At 59.3% G+C, this 22,462-nt stretch carries 13 protein-coding genes; 11 read left to right on the top strand and 2 right to left on the bottom strand.

Going from position 1 to position 22,462, the window contains the following annotated elements:
• Window positions 1-70 precede the first annotated feature (70 nt).
• The 6 genes from LOC22_RS00665 (at window position 71) to LOC22_RS00640 (ending at window position 11,060) form a co-directional block, all read left to right on the top strand.
• A complete protein-coding gene (locus LOC22_RS00665; RefSeq protein WP_230239253.1) occupies window positions 71-1,318 on the top strand; it encodes a CmpA/NrtA family ABC transporter substrate-binding protein in 1,248 nt (415 codons plus the stop codon).
• 2 nt (window positions 1,319-1,320) lie between these two features.
• Window positions 1,321-2,199 carry a nitrate ABC transporter permease gene (ntrB, locus tag LOC22_RS00660; RefSeq protein WP_230239252.1) on the top strand — a complete coding sequence of 293 codons (879 nt, stop codon included), beginning with the start codon at window positions 1,321-1,323 and terminating at the stop codon, window positions 2,197-2,199.
• 9 nt (window positions 2,200-2,208) lie between these two features.
• Window positions 2,209-2,997, top strand: a complete 789-nt coding sequence (locus tag LOC22_RS00655; protein ID WP_017693299.1) for an ABC transporter ATP-binding protein — start codon at window positions 2,209-2,211, stop codon at window positions 2,995-2,997.
• A gap of 12 nt (window positions 2,998-3,009) precedes the next feature.
• A complete protein-coding gene (gene nirB, locus LOC22_RS00650) occupies window positions 3,010-6,996 on the top strand; it encodes a nitrite reductase large subunit NirB (protein ID WP_072134650.1) in 3,987 nt (1,328 codons plus the stop codon).
• Window positions 6,993-9,470 (top strand): nitrate reductase, encoded by a 2,478-nt coding sequence (locus tag LOC22_RS00645; protein WP_060460337.1) that lies wholly within the window; start codon window positions 6,993-6,995, stop codon window positions 9,468-9,470. The genes nirB and LOC22_RS00645 overlap by 4 nt, the downstream gene beginning before the upstream one ends.
• Window positions 9,471-9,641: 171 nt before the next feature.
• A complete protein-coding gene (locus tag LOC22_RS00640; protein ID WP_319023527.1) occupies window positions 9,642-11,060 on the top strand; it encodes a YchO/YchP family invasin in 1,419 nt (472 codons plus the stop codon).
• 1 nt (window position 11,061) lies between these two features.
• Here the strand turns inward: LOC22_RS00640 and narL are convergent, their stop codons facing one another.
• Window positions 11,062-11,712: a two-component system response regulator NarL gene (narL, locus tag LOC22_RS00635; protein WP_003856701.1), complete on the bottom strand. Its 651-nt coding sequence runs from the start codon at window positions 11,710-11,712 to the stop codon at window positions 11,062-11,064.
• Window positions 11,705-13,501: a nitrate/nitrite two-component system sensor histidine kinase NarX gene (narX, locus tag LOC22_RS00630; protein ID WP_032669674.1), complete on the bottom strand. Its 1,797-nt coding sequence runs from the start codon at window positions 13,499-13,501 to the stop codon at window positions 11,705-11,707. The genes narL and narX overlap by 8 nt, the downstream gene beginning before the upstream one ends.
• Window positions 13,502-13,810: 309 nt before the next feature.
• On the opposite strand from narX, the gene LOC22_RS00625 reads away from it, so the two are divergent.
• The 5 genes from LOC22_RS00625 (at window position 13,811) to narI (ending at window position 22,249) form a co-directional block, all read left to right on the top strand.
• Entirely contained in the window at window positions 13,811-15,208 is a 1,398-nt protein-coding gene (locus LOC22_RS00625; RefSeq protein WP_017693303.1) for a NarK family nitrate/nitrite MFS transporter, read from the top strand.
• Window positions 15,209-15,589: 381 nt separating this feature from the next.
• The gene (locus LOC22_RS00620) at window positions 15,590-19,333 is read left to right on the top strand and encodes a nitrate reductase subunit alpha (RefSeq protein ID WP_230239251.1); all 3,744 of its coding nucleotides are present in this window, start codon (window positions 15,590-15,592) and stop codon (window positions 19,331-19,333) included.
• Window positions 19,330-20,865: a nitrate reductase subunit beta gene (gene narH / locus LOC22_RS00615; protein ID WP_017384243.1), complete on the top strand. Its 1,536-nt coding sequence runs from the start codon at window positions 19,330-19,332 to the stop codon at window positions 20,863-20,865. The genes LOC22_RS00620 and narH overlap by 4 nt, the downstream gene beginning before the upstream one ends.
• Entirely contained in the window at window positions 20,862-21,572 is a 711-nt protein-coding gene (gene narJ / locus LOC22_RS00610; protein WP_017384242.1) for a nitrate reductase molybdenum cofactor assembly chaperone, read from the top strand. The genes narH and narJ overlap by 4 nt, the downstream gene beginning before the upstream one ends.
• Entirely contained in the window at window positions 21,572-22,249 is a 678-nt protein-coding gene (gene narI / locus LOC22_RS00605) for a respiratory nitrate reductase subunit gamma (RefSeq protein WP_017693307.1), read from the top strand. Before narJ ends, narI begins: the two co-directional genes overlap by 1 nt.
• Window positions 22,250-22,462 lie beyond the last annotated feature (213 nt).

Below are 22,462 nucleotides of genomic sequence, written 5' to 3'. Positions count from 1 at the left end.
CGGGATAAAGGCGTCCAGCGGTGCTTCAGCACCGTCGGGCGCTTTTTTTTGCCTTTTTTCAGGAGCAACTATGGCGGATTTGTCGAGACGGCGGTTATTGCAGGCCAGCATGCTGGCGAGTGGTGCGATGCTGTTGCCGGGTGTCATGCAGGCCGCATGGGCGGCGGGGTCAGATAAGCCGGAGCAGGATACCGTGCGTATCGGGTTTATCCCCCTGACCGATTGCGCGCCCGTGGTTATCGCGGCCCTGAAGGGGTTCGATAAAAAACACGGTATTACCATTGTACCGACCAAAGAGGCGAGTTGGGCGGCGGTGCGCGACAAGCTTGTGGCGGGGGAGCTGGACGCCGCACACATTCTTTACGGCCTGCTGTACGGTCTGGAGCTGGGTATCGCGGGCAAGCCGCAGCAGATGGCGAACCTGATGACCCTCAATCAGAACGGACAGGCCATTACGCTCTCCAGCGATCTGGCGGAGAAGGGCGCTCGTGACCTCGACGGGCTGAAAAAGCTGATTGCGCAGCAGGCGCCGGGAACCTACACCTTCGCGCATACCTTCCCGACGGGAACGCACGCCATGTGGCTCTACTACTGGCTGGCCAGCGCGGGGATTAACCCGTTTGACGATGTGCGCACTGTGGTGGTGCCGCCGCCGCAGATGGTGATGAACATGCGCATTGGCAACATGGTCGGGTTTTGCGTTGGCGAGCCGTGGAACGCGCGGGCGATTAACGACCGCATCGGGTTTACCGCCGCCACGTCGCAGTCCATCTGGGCCGATCACCCGGAAAAGATCCTCGGCACCCGACGTGACTGGGTGGCGAAAAACCCGCACACCGCACGGGCGCTGGTGAGCGCGGTGATGGAAGCCGCGCGCTGGATCGAGGCGTCAGCGGAAAACAAACGCGAAACCGCGCAGATCCTCTCGCGCCGCGCCTGGCTCAACTGCAAGGAACAGTATCTCACCGGACGTATGCTTGGCGAGTACGACAACGGGGTCGGTCAGCGCTGGCAGGATGCGCACCCGATCCGTTTCTTCAACGAGGGAGCCGTGAGCTACCCGTATCTCTCCGACGGGATGTGGTTCCTAACCCAGTTCCGCCGCTGGGGCTTGCTCAACGCCGCGCCGGATTACGCGGGCATTGCACAGCGCATTAACCAGACCGCGGTCTGGCAGGATGCCGCGACCGCCGTGGGCGGCATGTCCACACCGTCATCACCGTATCGCAGCAGCACCCTGATGGACGGCACCGTCTGGAACGGAACCGATCCGGAAGGGTACGCCAACCGCTTCGCCATTCACCGTAAAGGGGCCTGAATATGCAGCATCTGCAAAATACAAAACCAAAAGAGATGTCAGAGAGCGGGGAAGTGATTGTCCTGCCTCCGCTACAGGTTCGCCGTCGTGCGCCAGCCTTTACGCGTCGGATGAATGAATTTTTACAGCGCGTCATCCCGGCGCTGCTCGGTCTCGGCCTGCTGGTGCTGCTCTGGCAGCTGGCGGCGATAAACAGTAAAGGCTTTCCGACGCCGCTCAGCACGCTTGATTCGGCCATGACCCTGTTTGCCGATCCGTTTTATCGCGACGGGCCAAACGATATGGGCATTGGCTGGAACGTGCTGGCGTCGTTGCAGCGCGTCGCCATCGGCTTTGGTCTGGCGGCGCTGGCGGGCATTCCGCTGGGCTTTTTGATTGGCCGCTTCACCTTTTTCTCCCGCATGTTCAACCCGCTGATCGCGCTCCTGCGTCCGGTCAGCCCACTGGCCTGGCTGCCTATCGGCCTGCTGCTGTTCCAGAAGGCGGAGCCTGCATCGAGCTGGACCATTTTTATCTGCTCCATCTGGCCGATGGTCATTAACACCGCCGAAGGGGTGCGCCGTATTCCGCAGGACTACCTCAACGTGGCCCGCGTGCTGCAACTCTCCGAGTGGACCATCATGCGCCGCATTCTTTTCCCCGCCGTGCTGCCTGCGGTGCTCACCGGGGTACGTCTTTCCATTGGCATTGCCTGGCTGGTGATTGTCGCCGCCGAGATGCTCACCGGAGGTTTAGGCATTGGCTTCTGGATCTGGAATGAGTGGAACAACCTCAATGTCGAAAACATTCTCATCGCCATCGTCATCATTGGCGTGGTCGGGTTGCTGCTGGAGCAGGGGCTGATGCTGATCGCCCGTCGCTTTAGCTGGCAGGGAAAATAAGGAGTGAAGATGAAACCGTTAATTCAGGTCCAGGCCGTGAGCCAGCGTTTTTCCACCGCCAGCGGCGAGTTTCTGGCGCTGCAAAACGTCTCTTTTGATATCCACGAGGGCGAAACCGTCAGTCTGATTGGTCACTCCGGCTGCGGCAAGTCGACGCTGTTAAACCTGATCGCCGGGATCACGCTGCCGACGGAAGGCGGGCTGATTTGCGACAACCGCGAAATCGCCGGGCCGGGGCCAGAGCGCGCGGTGGTGTTCCAGAACCATTCGCTGCTGCCGTGGTTAACCTGCTTCGACAACGTGGCGCTGGCGGTGGATCAGGTCTTCCGTCACACCATGAGTAAGGTCGAGCGCAAAGCGTGGATTGAGCACAACCTCGACCGGGTGCAGATGGGACACGCGCTGCATAAGCGCCCCGGGGAGATCTCCGGCGGTATGAAGCAGCGCGTCGGGATTGCCCGGGCGCTGGCAATGAAGCCGAAAGTGCTGCTGATGGATGAGCCGTTTGGCGCGCTCGATGCGCTGACGCGCGCCCATCTTCAGGACTCGGTGATGCAGATCCAGCAGGCGCTGAACACCACCATCGTGCTCATTACCCACGACGTGGACGAGGCGGTACTGCTCTCTGACCGCGTACTGATGATGACCAACGGCCCGGCGGCCACCGTGGGTGAGATCCTGCGCGTCGATCTGCCGCGCCCGCGCAACCGGGTGCAGCTGGCGGACGACAGCCGCTATCACCACATGCGCCAGCAGATCCTCCATTTCCTCTACGAAAAACAGCCGAAAGCGGCGTAATGAGGGGGCACGATGCGACTGGTCATTATCGGTAATGGTATGGCGGCAGCCCGGCTGATTGCGTCGCTCACCGGGCGTGTTCCCGGTCGTTTCGCTGTCACCGTCATCGGTGACGAGCCGGAGCAGGCATACAACCGCATCCAGCTTTCGCCGGTGCTGGGTGGCGAAAAGCAGGCGGAGCACATCTGTCTGCACGATGAAGACTGGTACACGGCACGAGGCGTAACGGTGCTGCGAGGAGAAACGGCGCTCGCAGTAGACGTTAACGCGCGTGAAGTGCATACCTCTGCTCGCACGCTGGGCTGGGATGCGCTGGTGTTTGCCACCGGGTCTACCCCTGTCGTGCCGCCGATCCCCGGGGTCGATGCGCCGCATGTGTTCACCTTTCGCACCCTGGCAGAGACCCGCGCCATCCAGAATATCTCCGGACCGGCGGTAGTGCTGGGCGGCGGCGTACTCGGCGTGGAGGCCGCGGCAGCGCTGGCGCGCAACGGTGACAACGTCACGCTCGTGCATCGCGGTCCGTGGCTTATGGAACAGCAGCTGGATCAGCAGGCGGGACTGCTGCTTGACGAGGCGCTGGCGGCGCGGGGCGTACGCTGTGAACTCGCCTCCGGCATCACCGCCATCGCTGACGATGCCGTGACGTTGACCGACGGACGCCGCATCGCCGCCACGCGCGTGGTGCTGGCCACGGGCGTGCAGCCCAACGTTGCGCTGGCAAAAGCCAGCGGCATTCGCTGCGCGCGTGGCATCGTGGTGGATCCGCAGATGCAAACCTCCGTGCCGGATATCTACGCCATCGGCGAGTGCTGCGAAATTGACGGCCAGACGTTTGGCCTGGTCGCCCCCTGTCTGGCGCAGGCGGATATTCTTGCCGCGCGGCTGGCCGGGGAGGTCACCGCGCCGTTTACCCTTGTCGACAACGGCGTGCGCCTTAAGGTGACCGGGCTGGAGCTGTTCAGCCTCGGACGCGCGACGGCGCAGGCGGACGATGTGGTCTGGAGTTCATGGGACCCGCTGACCCGTCACTATCGACGTTTACTCATCCATCAGGGGGCGCTGGCTGGCGTGCTGCTGCTGGGTGACTGCCGCAGCGCGGCAACCTTTACCGATTTACTGGCAACGGCTGCGCCCGCCCACGCGGACTGGCTGTTCGATCGTTTCACAACGCAACCGCAGGTTGCAGGACAGAACGCTATGACAAAACCTACTCTGGTGGTGGTTGGGCACGGTATGGTCGGCCATCATTTCCTCGAAGACTGCGTTAACCGCAATTTACATCAGCAGTATCAGATTATTGTTTTTGGCGAAGAGCGCTATGCCGCCTATGACCGCGTGCATCTGTCGGAATATTTTGGCGGACGCAGCGCGGACTCGCTCTCGCTGGTGGCGGGGGCGTTCTTTGCCGATAACGGCATTGAGCTGCGCCTCTCGCAGCAGATCGTCGCTATCGATCGTGATGCACACGTAGTGCGTACCGCCAGTGGCCATGAGACCCACTGGGACAAGCTGGTGCTGGCGACCGGCTCGTACCCGTTCGTACCACCCGTTCCGGGCAACGATCTGCCGGGTTGTTTTGTCTACCGCACCCTCGACGATCTGGACAACATTGCGGCCCATGCGGCAGGCTCTCGCCGCGGCGTGGTGATTGGCGGCGGCCTGCTGGGGCTGGAGGCGGCGAATGCGCTTAAGCAGCTCGGGCTGGAAACTCACGTGGTGGAGTTTGCGCCGAACCTGATGGCGGTGCAGCTCGACAGCGACGGCGCGGCAATGCTGCGCAAGAAAATTGAGGCGCTGGGCGTAGGAGTACACACCAGTAAATCGACGACGGAGATTGCCACCGCAGACGACGGGCTGGTGCTGCGTTTTGCCGATGGTGAACAGCTGGAAACGGACATGGTGGTCTTCTCTGCCGGTATTCGGCCGCAGGACGCGCTGGCGCGCAGCAGCGGGCTGGCTGTCGGCGAGCGCGGCGGGATCTGCATTGACGACGGCTGCCGGACCTCCGATCCGGACGTGATTGCCATCGGCGAATGCGCGCTGTGGGAGGGGAAAATCTTTGGCCTGGTGGCACCAGGCTACCAGATGGCGCGCGTGGCCGCCGCTGTGCTGGCGGGGGAGGAGAAGCGCTTCACCGGCGCAGATATGAGTACCAAACTCAAGTTGCTGGGGGTGGATGTGGCGTCGTTTGGCGATGCCCACGGGCGCACGCCGGGCGCGCTGAGCTACCAGTGGACGCACGGGCCGCAGCAAATCTACAAAAAAATTGTGGTCAGCCACGACAGCAAAACCCTGCTGGGGGGCGTGCTGGTGGGCGATGCCAGCGAATACGCCACGCTGGTGCAGATGATGCTCAACGGCATCAGCCTGCCAAAAGAGCCGGAAACGCTGATCTTACCCGCGTCGTCAGGCGGCGCGCCGAAAGCGCTGGGCGTGGCGGCACTGCCGGAAAGCGCGCAGATCTGTTCGTGTCATAACGTCAGCAAAGGGGATATCTGCCAGGCGGTAAGCGCGGGTGCAACGGATATCGGCGCCATTAAGCAGTGCACCAAAGCGGCGACCGGCTGCGGAGGCTGTAGCGCGCTGGTGAAGCAGGTGATGGAGTTCCAGCTTGCGGCGCAGGGCGTGGAGGTGAAAAAAGATATCTGCGAACACTTCCCGTACTCGCGTCAGGAGATTTACCACCTGGTGCGCGTCAACCATATCCGCACCTTCGACCAGCTTATCAGCCGCTACGGTCAGGGGCATGGATGCGAGATCTGTAAGCCGCTGGTGGGATCGGTATTGGCTTCCTGCTGGAACGAGTATCTGCTGAAACCGGCGCATCTGCCGTTGCAGGACACCAACGACCGCTATTTCGCCAATATTCAGAAGGACGGAACCTACTCCATCGTCCCGCGGATGCCTGCGGGTGAAGTGTCCGCCGACGGGCTGATCGCCATCGGCCAGATTGCGAAACGCTATAGCCTTTACAGCAAAATCACCGGAGGCCAGCGTATTGACCTGTTTGGCGCTACGCTCGAACAGTTGCCGGAAATCTGGCAGGCGCTGGTGGAGGCCGGGTTTGAGACTGGACATGCCTACGGGAAATCCCTGCGCACGGTGAAATCCTGCGTCGGGTCGACCTGGTGCCGCTACGGCGTGCAGGATTCCACCGGCCTCGCGGTCAGGCTGGAGCACCGCTATAAGGGGCTGCGCGCGCCGCACAAAATCAAAATGGCGGTCTCTGGCTGTACCCGTGAGTGCGCAGAGGCGCAGAGCAAAGACGTGGGGGTGATTGCCACGGACAAAGGCTGGAACCTCTATCTGTGCGGCAACGGCGGGATGAAGCCGCGCCACGCGGATCTCTTCGCCAGCGATCTGGACGACGAAACGCTGATCCGCACCGTTGACCGTTTCCTGATGTTCTACATTCGCACGGCAGATCGTCTGCAACGCACCAGTACCTGGATGGATAACCTGGAAGGCGGCCTCGACTATCTGCGCGAGGTGATCCTCAACGACAGCCTGGGGATCGTCCACGAGCTGGAGCAGGAGATGGCCCGGGTGGTGGAGACCTACCAGTGCGAATGGCAAACCACCCTTAACGATCCTGACCGCCTGGCGCTGTTCCGCACCGCGGTGAACGTCCCCGCCGGGGAGGAGAACAAGCGCTGGCAGGAAATTTGCAATATCGACGAGATCCCGGAGCAGGCGGGCATTGGCGCGCATCTTGGGCGCAAACCGATTGCGCTGTTCCGCTTTGGCAACACCGTTTATGCCCTCGACGATCGGGAGCCGGGCAGCCGCGCGAACGTGCTTTCACGCGGCATCCTCGGCGATGCGGCGGGGGAACCGGTGGTGATCTCGCCGCTCTACAAGCAACGTATTCGTCTGCGCGACGGGTGTCAGGCTGAGAGCGGGGCGCCTGCGGTGCGTGCCTGGCCGGTAAAAATTGAAAACGGCAAGGTGTGGGTTGGAAATGAAGAGCTGGTGATGCGTGCGGAGGCCTCATGACGGAAACCCGGACAACGTGCCCTTACTGCGGGGTGGGCTGCGGCGTGGTCGCCAGCGCAGACGGTGAAAAGGTGAGCATTCGGGGGGATGAAACTCATCCGGCGAATTTCGGTCGTCTGTGCGTAAAAGGATCTGCCCTTGGGGAAACCACGGGGCTACAGGGACGCCTGCTGCGCCCGGTTGTCGATGGCCGGGAGGTGGCATGGCCGCAGGCGCTGGGCGAAGCGGGCGAGCGGCTGCGGAACATCATCAACGAATGGGGGCCGCAGGCGGTGGCGTTTTATGCCTCCGGCCAGCTGTTGACAGAGGATTACTATGCCGCCAACAAGCTGATGAAAGGCTTTATCGGGGCGGCGAACATTGATACCAACTCGCGGCTGTGTATGTCATCGGCGGTGGTGGGCTACAAACGCGCCTTCGGTGAAGACGTGGTGCCGTGCAGCTACGAGGACGTGGAAAACAGCGATCTGGTGGTACTCGTTGGCTCGAACGCGGCCTGGACGCATCCGGTGCTGTATCAGCGGCTGGTGCAGGCAAAACACAACAATCCGCAGATGAAAGTGGTCGTGATCGATCCGCGTAAAACCGCCACCTGCGATATCGCCGATCTCCACCTCGCGCTCAGACCCGGCAGCGACGCCGGGCTGTTTGTGGGGTTGCTCAATCTGATCCAGGGGCGCGGCGAGTGGCCGATCCCTCGCGTGGCGGCGTTTTGCGATCTGCCTTCAGACGAGATTGGCACCTTCTACGACTGGTTTGTCACCGCGCCACGCGCGATCACGCTCTATACCATGGGGATCAACCAGTCCTCCAGCGGCAGTGACAAGTGTAACGCCATCATTAACGTGCATCTTGCCAGCGGAAAGTTCAACCGTCCTGGCTGCGGCCCGTTTTCGCTGACCGGACAGCCAAACGCCATGGGCGGGCGGGAAGTGGGTGGGCTGGCGAACCAGCTGGCGGCGCACATGAACTTCGAGCCGGACGATCTTTCGCGCGTGGCGCGTTTCTGGGGAACGGAACGGCTGGCGCAGACCCCGGGCCTGATGGCGGTGGAACTGTTTGACGCCATTGCCCGCGGCGAGGTGAAGGCGGTGTGGATCATGGGCACCAACCCTGCCGTGTCACTTCCCGACAGCCACGCGGTGTGCCAGGCTCTGGCGGCCTGCCCGCTGGTCATGGTATCTGAGGTGATGCAGGAGACGGACACCAGCCGGTTTGCCCATATCCGTTTTCCCGCCCTGGGCTGGGGCGAGAAAAACGGCACGGTGACCAATTCTGAACGCCGTATCTCCCGCCAGCGCGCCTTTCTGCCTGCGCCGGGCGAGGCCAGACCGGACTGGTGGATCATCGCCCGGATCGCAGAGCAGCTCGGTTATGGCGATGCCTTCGCCTGGGAACACCCTCAGGAGATATTTTGTGAACATGCGGCGCTGACGGCGTTTGAAAATAACGGCGAACGGGCGCTAAACCTGCGCGAACTGGCGTCGCTGTCGCGAGAGGCGTGGGACGCGCTGGCGCCGTATCAGTGGCATGCCGGTGATTTTCCGCAAAGAACGCTTGTTCCGGTTGACCCCTCCCCACATGGGGCAGGCGTCGACGAATTGTACCCCTTGATACTGAACACCGGGCGGATCCGCGATCAGTGGCACACCATGACGCGCACGGGGCATGTTCCGCGCCTGATGCAGCATATCGATGAGCCTTTTGTTGAGATGAACGCAACCGATGCGGCGCGCGCCGGGCTGACTGACGGCCAGCTGGCGCGGGTAAGCTCCCCGCGCGGAGTGATGGTTGCCAGAGTACGTATCTCCACCGCGCAGCGTGCGGGCGAGCTGTTTGCGCCGATGCACTGGAACGCGCAATTTGCCAGGCAGGGAAAGGTCAACGCGCTGGTGGAAGGGCGGGTTGATGCCGGGTCAGGCCAGCCGGAGAGTAAACAAACCGCGGTGAGGATCCTGCCCTGGCTACCGGCCTGGCAGGGGGAACTGTATGCCCGGGAGCTGCCAGCGCTGCCGCCGTCGGTCTGCTGGTGGCGTAAAGCCTCACGGCTGACGGTGGCGGCGGAGCAGCCGTTACTGTCGTGGGTCATGGCGTACGCCAGCGGTCGGGGCTGGCAGTTACAGGTGGCACAAACGGGAGAACGCAGCAGCGTGCTCGCCTGGCATCACGGCGAGCTGATGCTGGGCTACTGGGAGGGCCATACGCTGCCAGCGCTGGCGCATGCGTTTATTGAAGAAGCCTTTGCTGCTGCGCCCGTACTACTCGCTGAACGCCATGCACTGCTGCACGGACAACGGTCGGGCGAAGATGCCGATCCCGGGAGAATTATTTGTAGTTGCTTCAGCGTGGGTGAAAATACGATACGTAAGGCGATAGCCGGAGGCTGTGATTCTGCCGCAGCGCTGGGCGTGAAGCTGCGTTGCGGTACGAACTGCGGCTCCTGCGTGCCGGAGCTGAAAGGGCTGTTGGGATAGGGTAAGGGCGTCGGGTGGCGGCTTCGCACCGGTACGAATTTGTAGGTCGGGTAAGGGGAAGCCGCCACGCGACAATGCTTTTCAGGATATTCCTGAAATTTCTGTTAAGACTGGTTTTCAGGGCTTATGGCGTTAACATAATAAGTGTTTGTTCATAAACACAGGTTCTGATTGACGACGTTGAAGGCTGTATCGTCCCGCATCCGTTTTTTGCTGTTACTCCCCCTTTTTACGGCTGGAGCCGTTCACGGTGCGCCGAAATCCTTCGTGCAGCAGGCGCAAAATCCTTTTGATAACAACGGCGATAGTCTGCCGGATCTCGGTATGGCGCAGCCGAGCACCGAAGGCGAAAAGCATCTGGCTGAAATGGCAAAGGCCTTCGGTGAAGCCAGTATGACCGATAACGGCCTGACGGCCGGGCAGCAGGCGCGACAGTTCGCGTTTGGCAAGGTGCGGGATGCCGTCAGCGGGGAAGTCAACGAGCAGATTGAATCCTGGCTTTCACCCTGGGGAAACGCCAACGTCAATGTGCTGGTGGATGACGACGGCAACTTTAACGGCAGCAGCGGAAGCTGGTTTATCCCCTGGAACGACAACACCCGTTATCTGAGCTGGAGCCAGCTTGGTCTGACGCAGCAGACAGACGGGCTGGTGAGCAACGTCGGGATCGGGCAGCGCTGGGTTGCCGGAAACTGGCTGCTGGGCTACAACACCTTTTACGACAACCTGCTGGAAGACAACCTGCAACGTGCCGGGCTGGGCGCAGAGGCGTGGGGTGAAAACCTGCGCCTGTCGGCCAATTACTACCAGCCGTTCGCTGGCTGGCAGCCGCGTTCCGACATCCGCGAGCAGCGCATGGCGCGCGGGTACGACGTGACGGCCAAAGCCTGGCTTCCCTGGTTTCATCACCTGAACACCAGCGTCAGCTTTGAACAGTATTTTGGCGATAACGTCGATCTGTTTAACAGCGGTACGGGGTATCACAACCCGGTTGCGGTCAACCTGGGGCTGAACTATACCCCCGTTCCGCTGGTCACCCTGACGGCTGCCCATAAGCAGGGGGAGAGCGGCGTTAGCCAGAATAACCTCGGGCTGAAGCTCAACTATCGCTTTGGCGTGCCGCTGGCGAAACAGCTTTCCGCCGGGGAGGTGGCGGCGACGCGCTCGCTGCGGGGCAGCCGCTATGATTCACCTGAGCGCGATAATCTGCCCGTGATGGAATTTCGTCAGCGCAAAACCCTCTCGGTATATCTTGCCACGCCGCCGTGGGATCTTAAGCCAGGCGAAACGGTGATGCTTAAGCTGCAAATTCGCAGCAAGCACGGTATCCGGCAGATCCACTGGCTGGGTGATACCCAGGCACTCAGCCTGACCTCACCGGCAAACGGCAACAGCAGCGATGGCTGGAGTGTGATCATGCCTGCATGGGATGATTCGGAAGGGGCGAAAAATACATGGCGGCTTACGGCCGTGGTGGAAGATAAGGATGGGCAGCGTGTCTCCTCCAATGAGATCACGCTTTCCGTGGTGCAACCGCTCGTCGCAATGCCTGCCGACGATCCACGGTGGAAGTTGCTGCCGGATGAGTAAGTTAAAAAATGCGCTCCTGATGCACCCAGACGGCGGCTTCGACGCGGGATTTTAACTTCATTTTTTTCAGCATGTGTTTGACATGCACTTTGACCGTGCTCTCGGTGATGTCCAGACGGCGGGCGATCATTTTGTTCGGCAGCCCCTGGGCAATCAGCTTCAGAATGTCACGCTCGCGCGGGGTCAACTGGCTGACGTCACGATCAGACGTGGCGCGGTTCGCACGCAGGCTGGCGGCCAGTACCGGCGTTAACGCTTCACTCAGCACCATCTCGCCTGCGGCAGCCTGTTGCAGCGCCTTGAGCAGATCTTCCGGCTCCATATCTTTCAGCAGATAGCCGTCTGCCCCTCGCTTGAGGGCGGTGACCACGTCTTCTTCATGGTTTGAGACGCTGAAGACCACCACCCGGCCAGAGAGGGATTTCTCCCGCAGCTTGTCGAGGGTTTCCAGGCCATTCATGCCCGGCATGTTGAGATCGAGCAAGATCAAATCAGGATCGAGCGATTCGGCAAGTTCAATACCCTGTTCGCCGTTACTGGCTTCCCCGACGACGGTGATATCTGGCGCCATGCTGACAAGCTGTTTAACGCCAGTGCGCAGCATCGGATGATCGTCAATCAACAGGATAGATGCCGGTTCCTGATTAGTCATGGTTTTCTCCTTGAGCAGTTATGAGGGGCTTTTCGGGTATAAAGGTGACCACAACTTCGGTGCCACCTGACTCTCCCCGGCGAACCTGGCAATCACCGCGCAGGCTTTGCGCGCGGTCTCGCATGATAATTAAACCATAGTGGTTCGTTCGTTCGGCATTTTCCGGCACGCCGCGGCCGTTATCCTGAACCCTGAGCTTCACCTGATTATCCTGGCAGCTGACGGTGACCGTGACGGCCGTCGCCTCGGCATGCTTGAGCACGTTGCTCAGGGCTTCGCGGGCAATTTGCAGCAAGTGGATCGCCTGGTGAGAGGGGACAAAACGCGGTGGCAGCTGGTAATCCAGCTTCACCGGGAAGCCCAGCCGGGCGCTAAACTCCTGACAGCTGGATTCCAGCGCAGGGCGCAGCCCCGGCTCGGTGAGCTGCAAACGGAAGGTGGTCAGCAGCTCGCGAAGCTGAATCCACGAGGTGTTAAGCTCGTTGCGGATCTGGCTGAGCAGCTGTTTGCTGCTCTCGGGCATGCCTTCATCCTGCATTTGCAGGCAGCTCACCTGCATCTTCATGCAGGAGAGGGACTGGGCGATGGAGTCGTGCAGCTCGCGGGCGATGGTGGCACGCTCCTCCATCACGATCAGCTGCTGCTGTTTCTCCTGGTGGCGGTCGAGCGCCAGCGTGGCCGTGAGCTGCTCAACAAGCGTATCGACCAGTTGCTGCTGGTCGTGGCTCAGGTGACGTCCGGCGGGCAGGGTGGCCAGCAAAATACCGTACTGGGTATGGCTGTCCATCAGCCGCCACTTGAGGGTCGTGCCGCTGGTGGTAAGCGGCGGCAAGCCGCGCGGGCACAGATGACACCCTTTATCGTCGCAGGAGATATCCGACTGACAGGTAAATTCCTGATGGTTTTCCTCATCTTCAACGTCGTAAACCCGAAGCTCAAGATCGCGGAGCAGAGTCAGATTTTGCAGGCCGTTCAGTACCGGCGAGAGACGTTCGCAAAGCGGGACCTGCATATGCAGGCGACGGTTCGCCTGCCAGAGGAAAGAGAGGATCTCGTTTTTCTGCTCAAGCCCGGCGGTTTTCTCCTGGACGCGTTGTTCCAGTACCGCGTAGCTTTCTGATAGCTCTGCCGACATGGTGTTGAGCGCCTCGCCGAGCATCGCCATTTCGTTGCGCCCGCTGATGTGCGTGCGCTGGGTAAAATCGCGCTGTGTGACGGCGCGGGCCATCGCCAGGAGCTGTTTCCAGGGATTAAGCAACCGCGCGCGTAGCCAGATAACCGTGAAAATCAGCAGCAAACCCATAAACAGCGCCATTGCGCGGTGAACCATCACCACACGGTCAATGCGTAACTCTGTGGTGCGATCGAATGAGGAGACAAGATGATCGATGCGTGACACAAACCCGGCGACGTCCCGGGCGACCGTTTCCCGGTCTTCCGCCCGCTTTAATCCGGGCTCCAGTTGGGTATGCCAGTAGCCCTGAAGCGCCTTAAGCTGAGATTGCTGACCGTCACGGATGGCGGCTCTTTCCAGTTCAGGGCTGAATGCGGTACGCTCCATTTCGTCGATAAGCGGTTGGTCAGCCTGCGTCAGCGGCACCGACGCCAGCAGCCGGTAACTCTGCATACGTAGCGAGCCTGCCTCGTTGATGGCATGCGCGTTACCCTGTACACCCTGTACCAGCCAGCCAGAAATAGCCATGCCGGTCACGCCGATAGCGGTGGACAGCAGAACAATAAGCGCCAGCTGGTTAACCAGCGTCAGCGGAGATAAACATCTTTTTAACATAGAGTTGCCGGGCTCCTGACGTGACCTGATTGCAGGAATGGCGCTATTCTGGTGCATACCCTGGAGTATACCCATACCAATAAAGGATTACCTCTAAATTGCCAGAGGGGTAACGGTTAGTGGGTGGACGAAGCAGGGATGCGTCAGCACCGTGAAAAACCACACCTTTTTTACGTTTTGCATCTACTCATTAAGAGTGATGGCTTTTTTTTCGCCGCAAAACCTCCCACTTTTCCTTTGATTTATATCAACTTACCGCCGCCCTAAAGCCCTAATGTTTGCAGCATCATTCGAGAATCAGAGGTGTCTATGAGTCACTCTTCCGCTCCCGAAAGGGAAACTGGTGCCGTTATTACAGACTGGCGTCCAGAGGATCCGGCGTTCTGGCAACAGCGCGGCCACCGTGTAGCAAGTCGTAATCTGTGGATTTCCGTTCCATGTCTGTTACTGGCGTTTTGCGTCTGGATGTTGTTTAGTGCGGTTGCGGTTAACCTGCCAAAAGTGGGCTTTACCTTTACCACCGATCAGCTGTTTATGTTGACCGCGTTGCCGTCGCTTTCAGGCGCACTGCTGCGCGTTCCTTACGCGTTTATGGTGCCGGTCTTTGGCGGTCGTCGCTGGACGGCTTTCAGTACCGGGATCATGATCGTGCCGTGCGTGTGGCTCGGTTTTGCGGTGCAGGATACCTCCACACCGTTTAGCGTATTCGTGATTATCTCTCTGCTGTGCGGTTTTGCGGGGGCGAACTTTGCGTCCAGTATGGCAAACATCAGCTTCTTCTTCCCGAAAGCGAAGCAGGGTGGTGCGCTGGGCATTAACGGCGGCCTCGGTAATATGGGCGTGAGCGTGATGCAGCTGATTGCCCCGCTGGCGATCTCTGTCTCCATCTTTGCGGCCTTTGGCGGCGGCGGTGTGACGCAGCCCGACGGTTCCGTGCTGTTCCTGCAAAACGCCTCCTGGATTTGGGTACCGTTCCTGGTGGTCTTTACCCTGGCGGCGTGGTTCTTCATGAACGATCTGTCCGCGTCCAAAGCGTCACTGAGCGAGCAGCTGCCAGTGCTGAAGCGTGGCCACCTGTGGGTGATGGCGCTGCTGTATCTGGCGACCTTCGGCTCGTTCATCGGTTTCTCCGCAGGCTTTGCCATGCTGTCTAAAACCCAGTTCCCGGACGTGCAGATCCTTCAGTTTGCCTTCTTCGGTCCGTTTATCGGCGCGCTGGCACGTTCGCTGGGCGGGATGATCTCCGACCGTCTGGGGGGAACGCGCGTTACGCTGGTGAACTTTGTTGTGATGGCCATCTTCTGTGCGCTGCTGTTCCTGACGCTGCCTGCGGGTGGTGAGGGGGGTAACTTCTTTGCCTTCTTCGGCGTATTCATGGTGCTGTTCCTGACCGCCGGGCTGGGCAGTGCGTCTACTTTCCAGATGATCTCTGTCATCTTTCGCAAGCTGACCATGGACCGCGTGAAAGCGCAGGGCGGGAGCGATGAGCAGGCAATGCGTGAAGCCGCCACCGATACCGCTGCGGCGCTTGGGTTTATCTCTGCGATTGGCGCGATTGGCGGCTTCTTTATTCCAAAAGCGTTCGGTATCTCACTGGATCTGACCGGCTCTCCGGCGGGTGCGATGAAAATATTCCTCGTCTTCTATATCGCCTGCGTGGTCATCACCTGGCTGGTATATGGCCGTAATACCAAGAAAAACAAGTAAGCTTGATTATCCGTTTGCGCGGCCTGAGTGCCGCGCTTTTTTTAATCGCTAAATAGTTACAACATACTAATAGCTTTTCCTGTGGTCATACGCAGGTAACGCTGTGATCGCCATCGCTTTACAGGTGTTTCTACCCCTTAATACCTAAGATGTTAAATTTTGCCTCGCTTATTGTACGATAAATAAAATATATCCATATAAATCATAAAGTTAAAAAATATTAACGGCTACCGCTTTGGTGGTATTTGATCTAATACCCCCCCTCAGAGTCCCCCTTCGTCTTGATCGTTATCAATTCTCACCATCTTTCATAGCGTTACCTTCGCTGCAAATCAGCAATGTCGATTTAGAGAGCCACAGGCTCCACACAGGAGATACCCGATGAGCAAATTTTTGGACCGGTTTCGCTACTTCAAACAGAAGGGTGAAACTTTTGCCGATGGGCACGGCCAGGTTCTGGATACCAACCGGGACTGGGAAGACGGTTACCGTCAACGCTGGCAGCATGACAAAGTTGTCCGTTCTACCCACGGCGTAAACTGCACTGGCTCATGTAGCTGGAAGATTTTCGTTAAAAACGGTCTGGTGACCTGGGAAATGCAGCAGACCGATTATCCGCGTACCCGTCCGGATATGCCGAACCACGAGCCGCGCGGCTGCCCGCGTGGGGCCAGCTACTCCTGGTATCTCTACAGCGCCAACCGTCTGAAATACCCGCTGATGCGTAAACGCCTGATGAAAATGTGGCGTGAAGCGAAAGTGCAGCACAGCGATCCGGTTGATGCCTGGGCCTCCATCATTGAAGATGCCGACAAAGCGAAAAGCTTCAAGCAGGCGCGTGGTTGCGGTGGTTTCGTTCGCTCTTCCTGGAAAGAGGTGAACGAGCTGATTGCGGCTTCCAACGTCTACACCGTGAAAACCTACGGTCCTGACCGTGTGGCAGGCTTCTCGCCAATCCCGGCGATGTCGATGGTCTCTTACGCCTCCGGCGCGCGCTACCTGTCACTCATCGGCGGTACCTGCCTGAGCTTCTACGACTGGTACTGCGACCTGCCGCCAGCGTCGCCTCAGACCTGGGGCGAGCAGACCGACGTGCCGGAGTCCGCTGACTGGTACAACTCCAGCTATATCATCGCCTGGGGCTCTAACGTTCCGCAGACCCGTACCCCGGATGCGCACTTCTTTACCGAAGTACGTTACAAAGGGACCAAAACCGTCGCCGTGACCCCGGACTACGCCGAAATCGCCAAACTGTGCGACCTGTGGCTGGCGCCGAAACAGGGTACCGATGCCGCAATGGCGCTGGCGATGGGCCACGTCATGCTGCGTGAATTCCACCTCGACAAGCCAAGCCAGTATTTCACCGATTACGTGCGTCGCTATACCGACATGCCAATGCTGGTGATGCTCGAAGAGCGTGACGGCTATTACGCCGCAGGCCGTATGCTGCGTGCCGCGGATCTGGTGGATGCGCTGGGTCAGGAAAACAACCCGGAGTGGAAAACGGTCGCCTGCAACAGCAACGGCGAGCTGGTGGCGCCAAACGGTTCTATCGGCTTCCGCTGGGGCGAAAAAGGCAAATGGAACCTGGAGCAGCGTAACGGCACCACGGGTGAAGAGACGGAGCTGCGTCTCAGCATGCTGGGCAGCCAGGATGAGATCGCCGATGTCGGCTTCCCGTACTTTGGTGGTGAAGGTTCCGAGCACTTCAACAAGGTTGAGTTGCAAAACGTTCTGATGCACAAGCTGCCGGTGAAGCGCCTGCAACTGGCGGACGGTTCTACCGCTCTGGTCACTACGGTCTACGATCTGACCATGGCGAACTACGGCCTGGAGCGCGGCCTGAACGACGAAAACTGCGCGACCAGCTATGACGACGTGAAGGCTTATACCCCAGCCTGGGCAGAGCAGATCACCGGTGTGCCACGCGCCCAGATCACCCGTATCGCCCGCGAATTTGCGGAAAACGCCGACAAAACCCACGGTCGCTCCATGATCATCGTCGGTGCCGGTCTGAACCACTGGTATCACCTCGACATGAACTATCGCGGCCTGATCAACATGCTGATCTTCTGCGGCTGCGTCGGGCAGAGCGGCGGCGGCTGGGCGCACTACGTGGGCCAGGAAAAACTGCGTCCGCAGACCGGCTGGCAACCGCTGGCGTTTGCCCTTGACTGGCAGCGTCCGGCTCGTCACATGAACAGTACCTCCTACTTCTATAACCACTCCAGCCAGTGGCGCTACGAGACGGTCACCGCGCAGGAGCTGCTTTCGCCGATGGCGGATAAATCCCGCTACAGCGGCCACCTGATTGACTTCAACGTGCGCGCTGAACGTATGGGCTGGCTGCCCTCTGCGCCGCAGCTGGGCACGAACCCGCTGCGCATTGCGGAAGCGGCGAAGCAGGCGGGCATGTCGCCGGTGGACTACACCGTGAAATCCCTCAAAGACGGCTCAATCCGCTTCGCGGCAGAACAGCCGGAGAACGGTAAAAACCATCCGCGTAACCTGTTTATCTGGCGCTCTAACCTGCTGGGTTCGTCCGGTAAAGGCCACGAGTACATGCTGAAATACCTGCTCGGTACCGAAAACGGTATTCAGGGTAAAGATCTCGGCAAGCAGGGCGGCGTGAAGCCGGAAGAGGTGGAGTGGAAAGACAACGGTCTGGACGGCAAGCTGGATCTGGTGGTGACGCTGGACTTCCGCCTGTCCAGTACCTGCCTGTACTCCGACATCGTGCTGCCTACTGCCACCTGGTACGAAAAAGACGACATGAATACGTCGGATATGCATCCGTTTATTCATCCGCTGTCTGCGGCCGTTGACCCGGCGTGGGAATCAAAAAGCGACTGGGAAATTTACAAAGACATCGCGAAGAAATTCTCCGAAGTCTGTGTAGGGCACCTGGGCAAAGAGACCGACGTGGTGACGCTGCCAATCCAGCATGACTCCGCTGCCGAACTGGCGCAGCCGCTGGACGTGAAGGACTGGAAAAAAGGCGAGTGCGACCTGATCCCGGGCGTGACCGCGCCGCACATTATTCCGGTTGAACGTGATTACCCGGCAACCTACGAGCGCTTTACCTCTATCGGCCCGCTGATGGAGAAGATCGGTAACGGCGGTAAAGGCATCGCCTGGAACACCCAGAGCGAAATGGATCTGCTGCGCAAGCTCAATTACACCAAAGCAGACGGTCCGGCCAAAGGCCAGCCGATGCTGAACACGGCAATTGATGCGGCAGAGATGATCCTGACCCTGGCCCCGGAAACCAACGGCCACGTGGCGGTGAAAGCGTGGGCGGCCCTGAGCGAGTTTACCGGCCGCGACCATACGCACCTGGCGAAGAATAAAGAGGAAGAGAAAATCCGCTTCCGCGATATTCAGGCCCAGCCGCGCAAAATCATCTCCAGCCCGACCTGGTCTGGCCTCGAAGATGAACATGTGTCCTATAACGCCGGATACACCAACGTTCACGAGCTGATCCCATGGCGCACGCTTTCTGGCCGTCAGTCGCTCTATCAGGATCACCAGTGGATGCGTGACTTCGGTGAAAGCCTGCTGGTTTACCGTCCGCCAATCGACACCCGCTCCGTGAAAGCGGTGATGGGCGCGAAATCGAACGGTAACCCTGAGAAGGCGCTTAACTTCCTGACGCCGCACCAGAAGTGGGGTATCCACTCCACCTACAGCGACAACCTGCTGATGCTGACCCTGTCGCGCGGGGGGCCAATCGTCTGGATGAGCGAAGCGGACGCCAAAGATCTGGGTATCGAAGATAACGACTGGATCGAAGTGTTTAACAGCAACGGTGCCCTGACGGCGCGTGCGGTGGTGAGCCAGCGCGTACCGGCCGGGATGACCATGATGTACCACGCGCAGGAACGTATCGTTAACCTGCCGGGGTCTGAGATCACCGAGCAGCGCGGCGGCATTCACAACTCCGTGACCCGTATTACGCCGAAGCCGACCCACATGATCGGTGGTTATGCCCAGCTGGCCTACGGCTTTAACTACTACGGCACCGTAGGATCGAACCGCGATGAGTTCGTGGTGGTACGTAAGATGAAGAATATTAACTGGTTAGATGGTGAAGGTAATGACCAGGTACAGGAGAGCGTAAAATGAAAATTCGTTCACAAGTCGGCATGGTGCTGAATCTGGATAAATGCATCGGCTGTCATACCTGCTCAGTCACCTGTAAAAACGTCTGGACCAGCCGTGAAGGTATGGAGTACGCCTGGTTCAACAACGTGGAAAGTAAGCCGGGCACCGGCTTCCCGACCGACTGGGAAAACCAGGAGAAGTGGAAGGGCGGCTGGATCCGTAAAATCAACGGCAAACTGCAACCGCGCATGGGTAACCGTGCCATGCTGCTGGGTAAAATCTTTGCTAACCCGCATCTGCCGGGCATTGATGATTACTACGAGCCGTTTGATTACGACTACCAGAACCTGCACAACGCGCCGGAAAGCAAACACCAGCCGATCGCCCGTCCTCGCTCGCTGATCACCGGTCAGCGCATGGACAAAATTACCAGCGGTCCAAACTGGGAAGAGATTCTGGGCGGCGAGTTTGAAAAACGCGCCAAAGACCAGAACTTCGAGAACATGCAGAAGGCGATGTACGGCCAGTTCGAAAACACCTTCATGATGTATCTGCCGCGCTTGTGCGAACACTGCCTTAACCCGGCATGCGTGGCGACCTGTCCAAGCGGCGCCATCTACAAGCGTGAAGAAGATGGCATTGTGCTGATCGACCAGGACAAGTGCCGCGGCTGGCGTATGTGCATCACCGGCTGCCCGTACAAAAAAATCTACTTCAACTGGAAGAGCGGTAAGTCTGAGAAGTGCATCTTCTGCTACCCGCGTATCGAAGCCGGTATGCCGACCGTCTGCTCAGAGAGCTGCGTAGGTCGTATCCGCTACCTCGGCGTGCTGTTGTACGACGCGGACGCGATTGAAAATGCCGCAAGCACCGAGAACGAGAAAGATCTGTATCAGCGTCAGCTGGACGTCTTCCTCGATCCAAACGATCCGAAGGTTATTGAGCAGGCGCTGAAAGACGGTATTCCGCAGAGCGTGATTGACGCCGCACAGCAGTCCCCGGTGTACAAAATGGCGATGGACTGGAAGCTGGCCCTGCCGCTGCACCCGGAATACCGCACGCTGCCGATGGTCTGGTACGTGCCGCCGCTGTCTCCGATTCAGTCTGCGGCGGACGCGGGTGAACTGGGTAGCAACGGCATTCTGCCGGACGTGGAAAGCCTGCGTATTCCGGTTCAGTATCTGGCCAACCTGCTCACCGCAGGGGATACCCAGCCGGTACTGCTGGCGCTGAAACGTATGCTGGCGATGCGTCACTTCAAACGTGCGGAAACCGTTGACGGCGTTAACGATACCCGCGCGCTGGAGGAGGTCGGCCTGACCGAGGCGCAGGCGCAGGAGATGTACCGCTATCTGGCAATCGCTAACTACGAAGATCGTTTCGTGGTGCCGAGCAGCCACCGTGAACTGGCTCGCGAGGCCTTCCCGGAGAAAAGTGGGTGTGGCTTTACCTTTGGCGACGGTTGCCACGGGTCAGACAGCAAATTCAACCTGTTCAACAGCCGCCGCATTGACGCGATGGATGTGACCAGCAAAACGGAGCCGCACCAATGATTGAACTCGTCATTGTTTCGCGTCTGCTCGAGTACCCTGATGCTGCGCTTGTGCAGCATCAACAGGAACTCTTTGATGCACTCGCGTCATCTGAAAACCTGGATAAAGAGGATGCCCAGAAGCTGGGCGTTTTCCTCCGCGATCTGCTGGCACGCGATCTTCTTGATGCGCAGGCGGACTACAGCCAGCTGTTTGACCGGGGCCGTGCCACGTCTCTGCTGCTGTTCGAACACGTTCACGGTGAATCCCGCGACCGTGGTCAGGCGATGGTGGATCTGATGGGCCAGTACGAGCAGCACGGTTTGCAACTCGACAGCCGCGAGCTGCCGGATCACCTGCCGCTGTATCTGGAATATCTGGCGCAGTTGCCGAAAGAGGAAGCGCTGGGCGGGTTGCAGGACATTGCTCCCATTCTGGCGTTGCTCGGCGCGCGTCTCCAGCAACGTGAGAGCAGCTATGCAGTCCTGTTCGATCTGCTGGTGAAACTGGCTAACGCCTCGGTTGACAGTCAAAAAGTGGCGGAAAAAATTGCGGATGAAGCCCGTGACGATACCCCACAAGCACTGGATGCCGTCTGGGAAGAAGAGCAGGTGAAATTCTTTGCTGACCAGAGCTGTGGCGAATCTGAAATCTCCGCGCATCAGCGTCGTTTTGCCGGAGCGGTGGCTCCGCAATATTTGAATATCTCTAACGGAGGACAGCACTAATGCACTTCCTGAATATGTTCTTCTTTGACATTTACCCGTATATCGCGGGCACCGTGTTCCTGGTGGGAAGCTGGCTGCGTTATGACTATGGCCAGTACACCTGGCGTGCTGCCTCCAGCCAGATGCTGGATCGTAAAGGGATGAACCTGGCGTCAAACCTGTTCCACATCGGGATTTTGGGAATTTTCGCCGGCCACTTCCTGGGGATGCTGACCCCGCACTGGATGTACGAAGCGTGGCTGCCGATTGAAGTGAAGCAGAAGATGGCGATGATTGCCGGCGGCACCTGTGGCGTGATGACCCTGGTGGGTGGTCTGCTGCTGCTGAAACGACGTCTGTTCAGCCCACGCGTGCGGGCTACCACGACCGGAGCGGACATCCTGATCCTCTCCCTGCTGATGGTGCAGTGTGCGCTTGGTCTGCTGACCATTCCATTCTCTGCGCAGCATATGGACGGCAGCGAGATGATGAAGCTGGTGGGATGGGCGCAGTCTGTCGTGACCTTCCGCGGGGGCGCTTCTGAGCATCTGGACGGTGTGGCGTTTATCTTCCGCGTTCACCTGGTGCTGGGTATGACCCTGTTTGTGCTGTTCCCGTTCTCTCGCCTGGTGCACATCTGGAGTGCGCCGGTGGAGTACCTGACGCGCAAATATCAGGTTGTGCGTGCCCGTCGCTGATTCGCTGTATTAATACAACCCCGCATTTGCGGGGTTTTTTTTGTCCCCGATCCAGGGGGGCGTGCGGATGCCGGGTGGCGGCTGCGCCTTACCCGGCCTACAGACCCTATTTGTAGCCCCGGTAAGCGAAGCGCCACCGGGGAAAACAGGCAGGGAAGGATTACTCCCGGCATCGAGAAATATGGAGCATTGTGCTTGAGTGAGTGCTTAAGA

The organism is Enterobacter sp. AN-K1, assembly GCF_020971765.1.
Lineage (GTDB): Bacteria > Pseudomonadota > Gammaproteobacteria > Enterobacterales > Enterobacteriaceae > Enterobacter > Enterobacter hormaechei_C.
The sequence above is the reverse complement of the archived record's forward strand: the minus strand, read 5'-3'. Positions and strand labels throughout refer to the sequence as shown.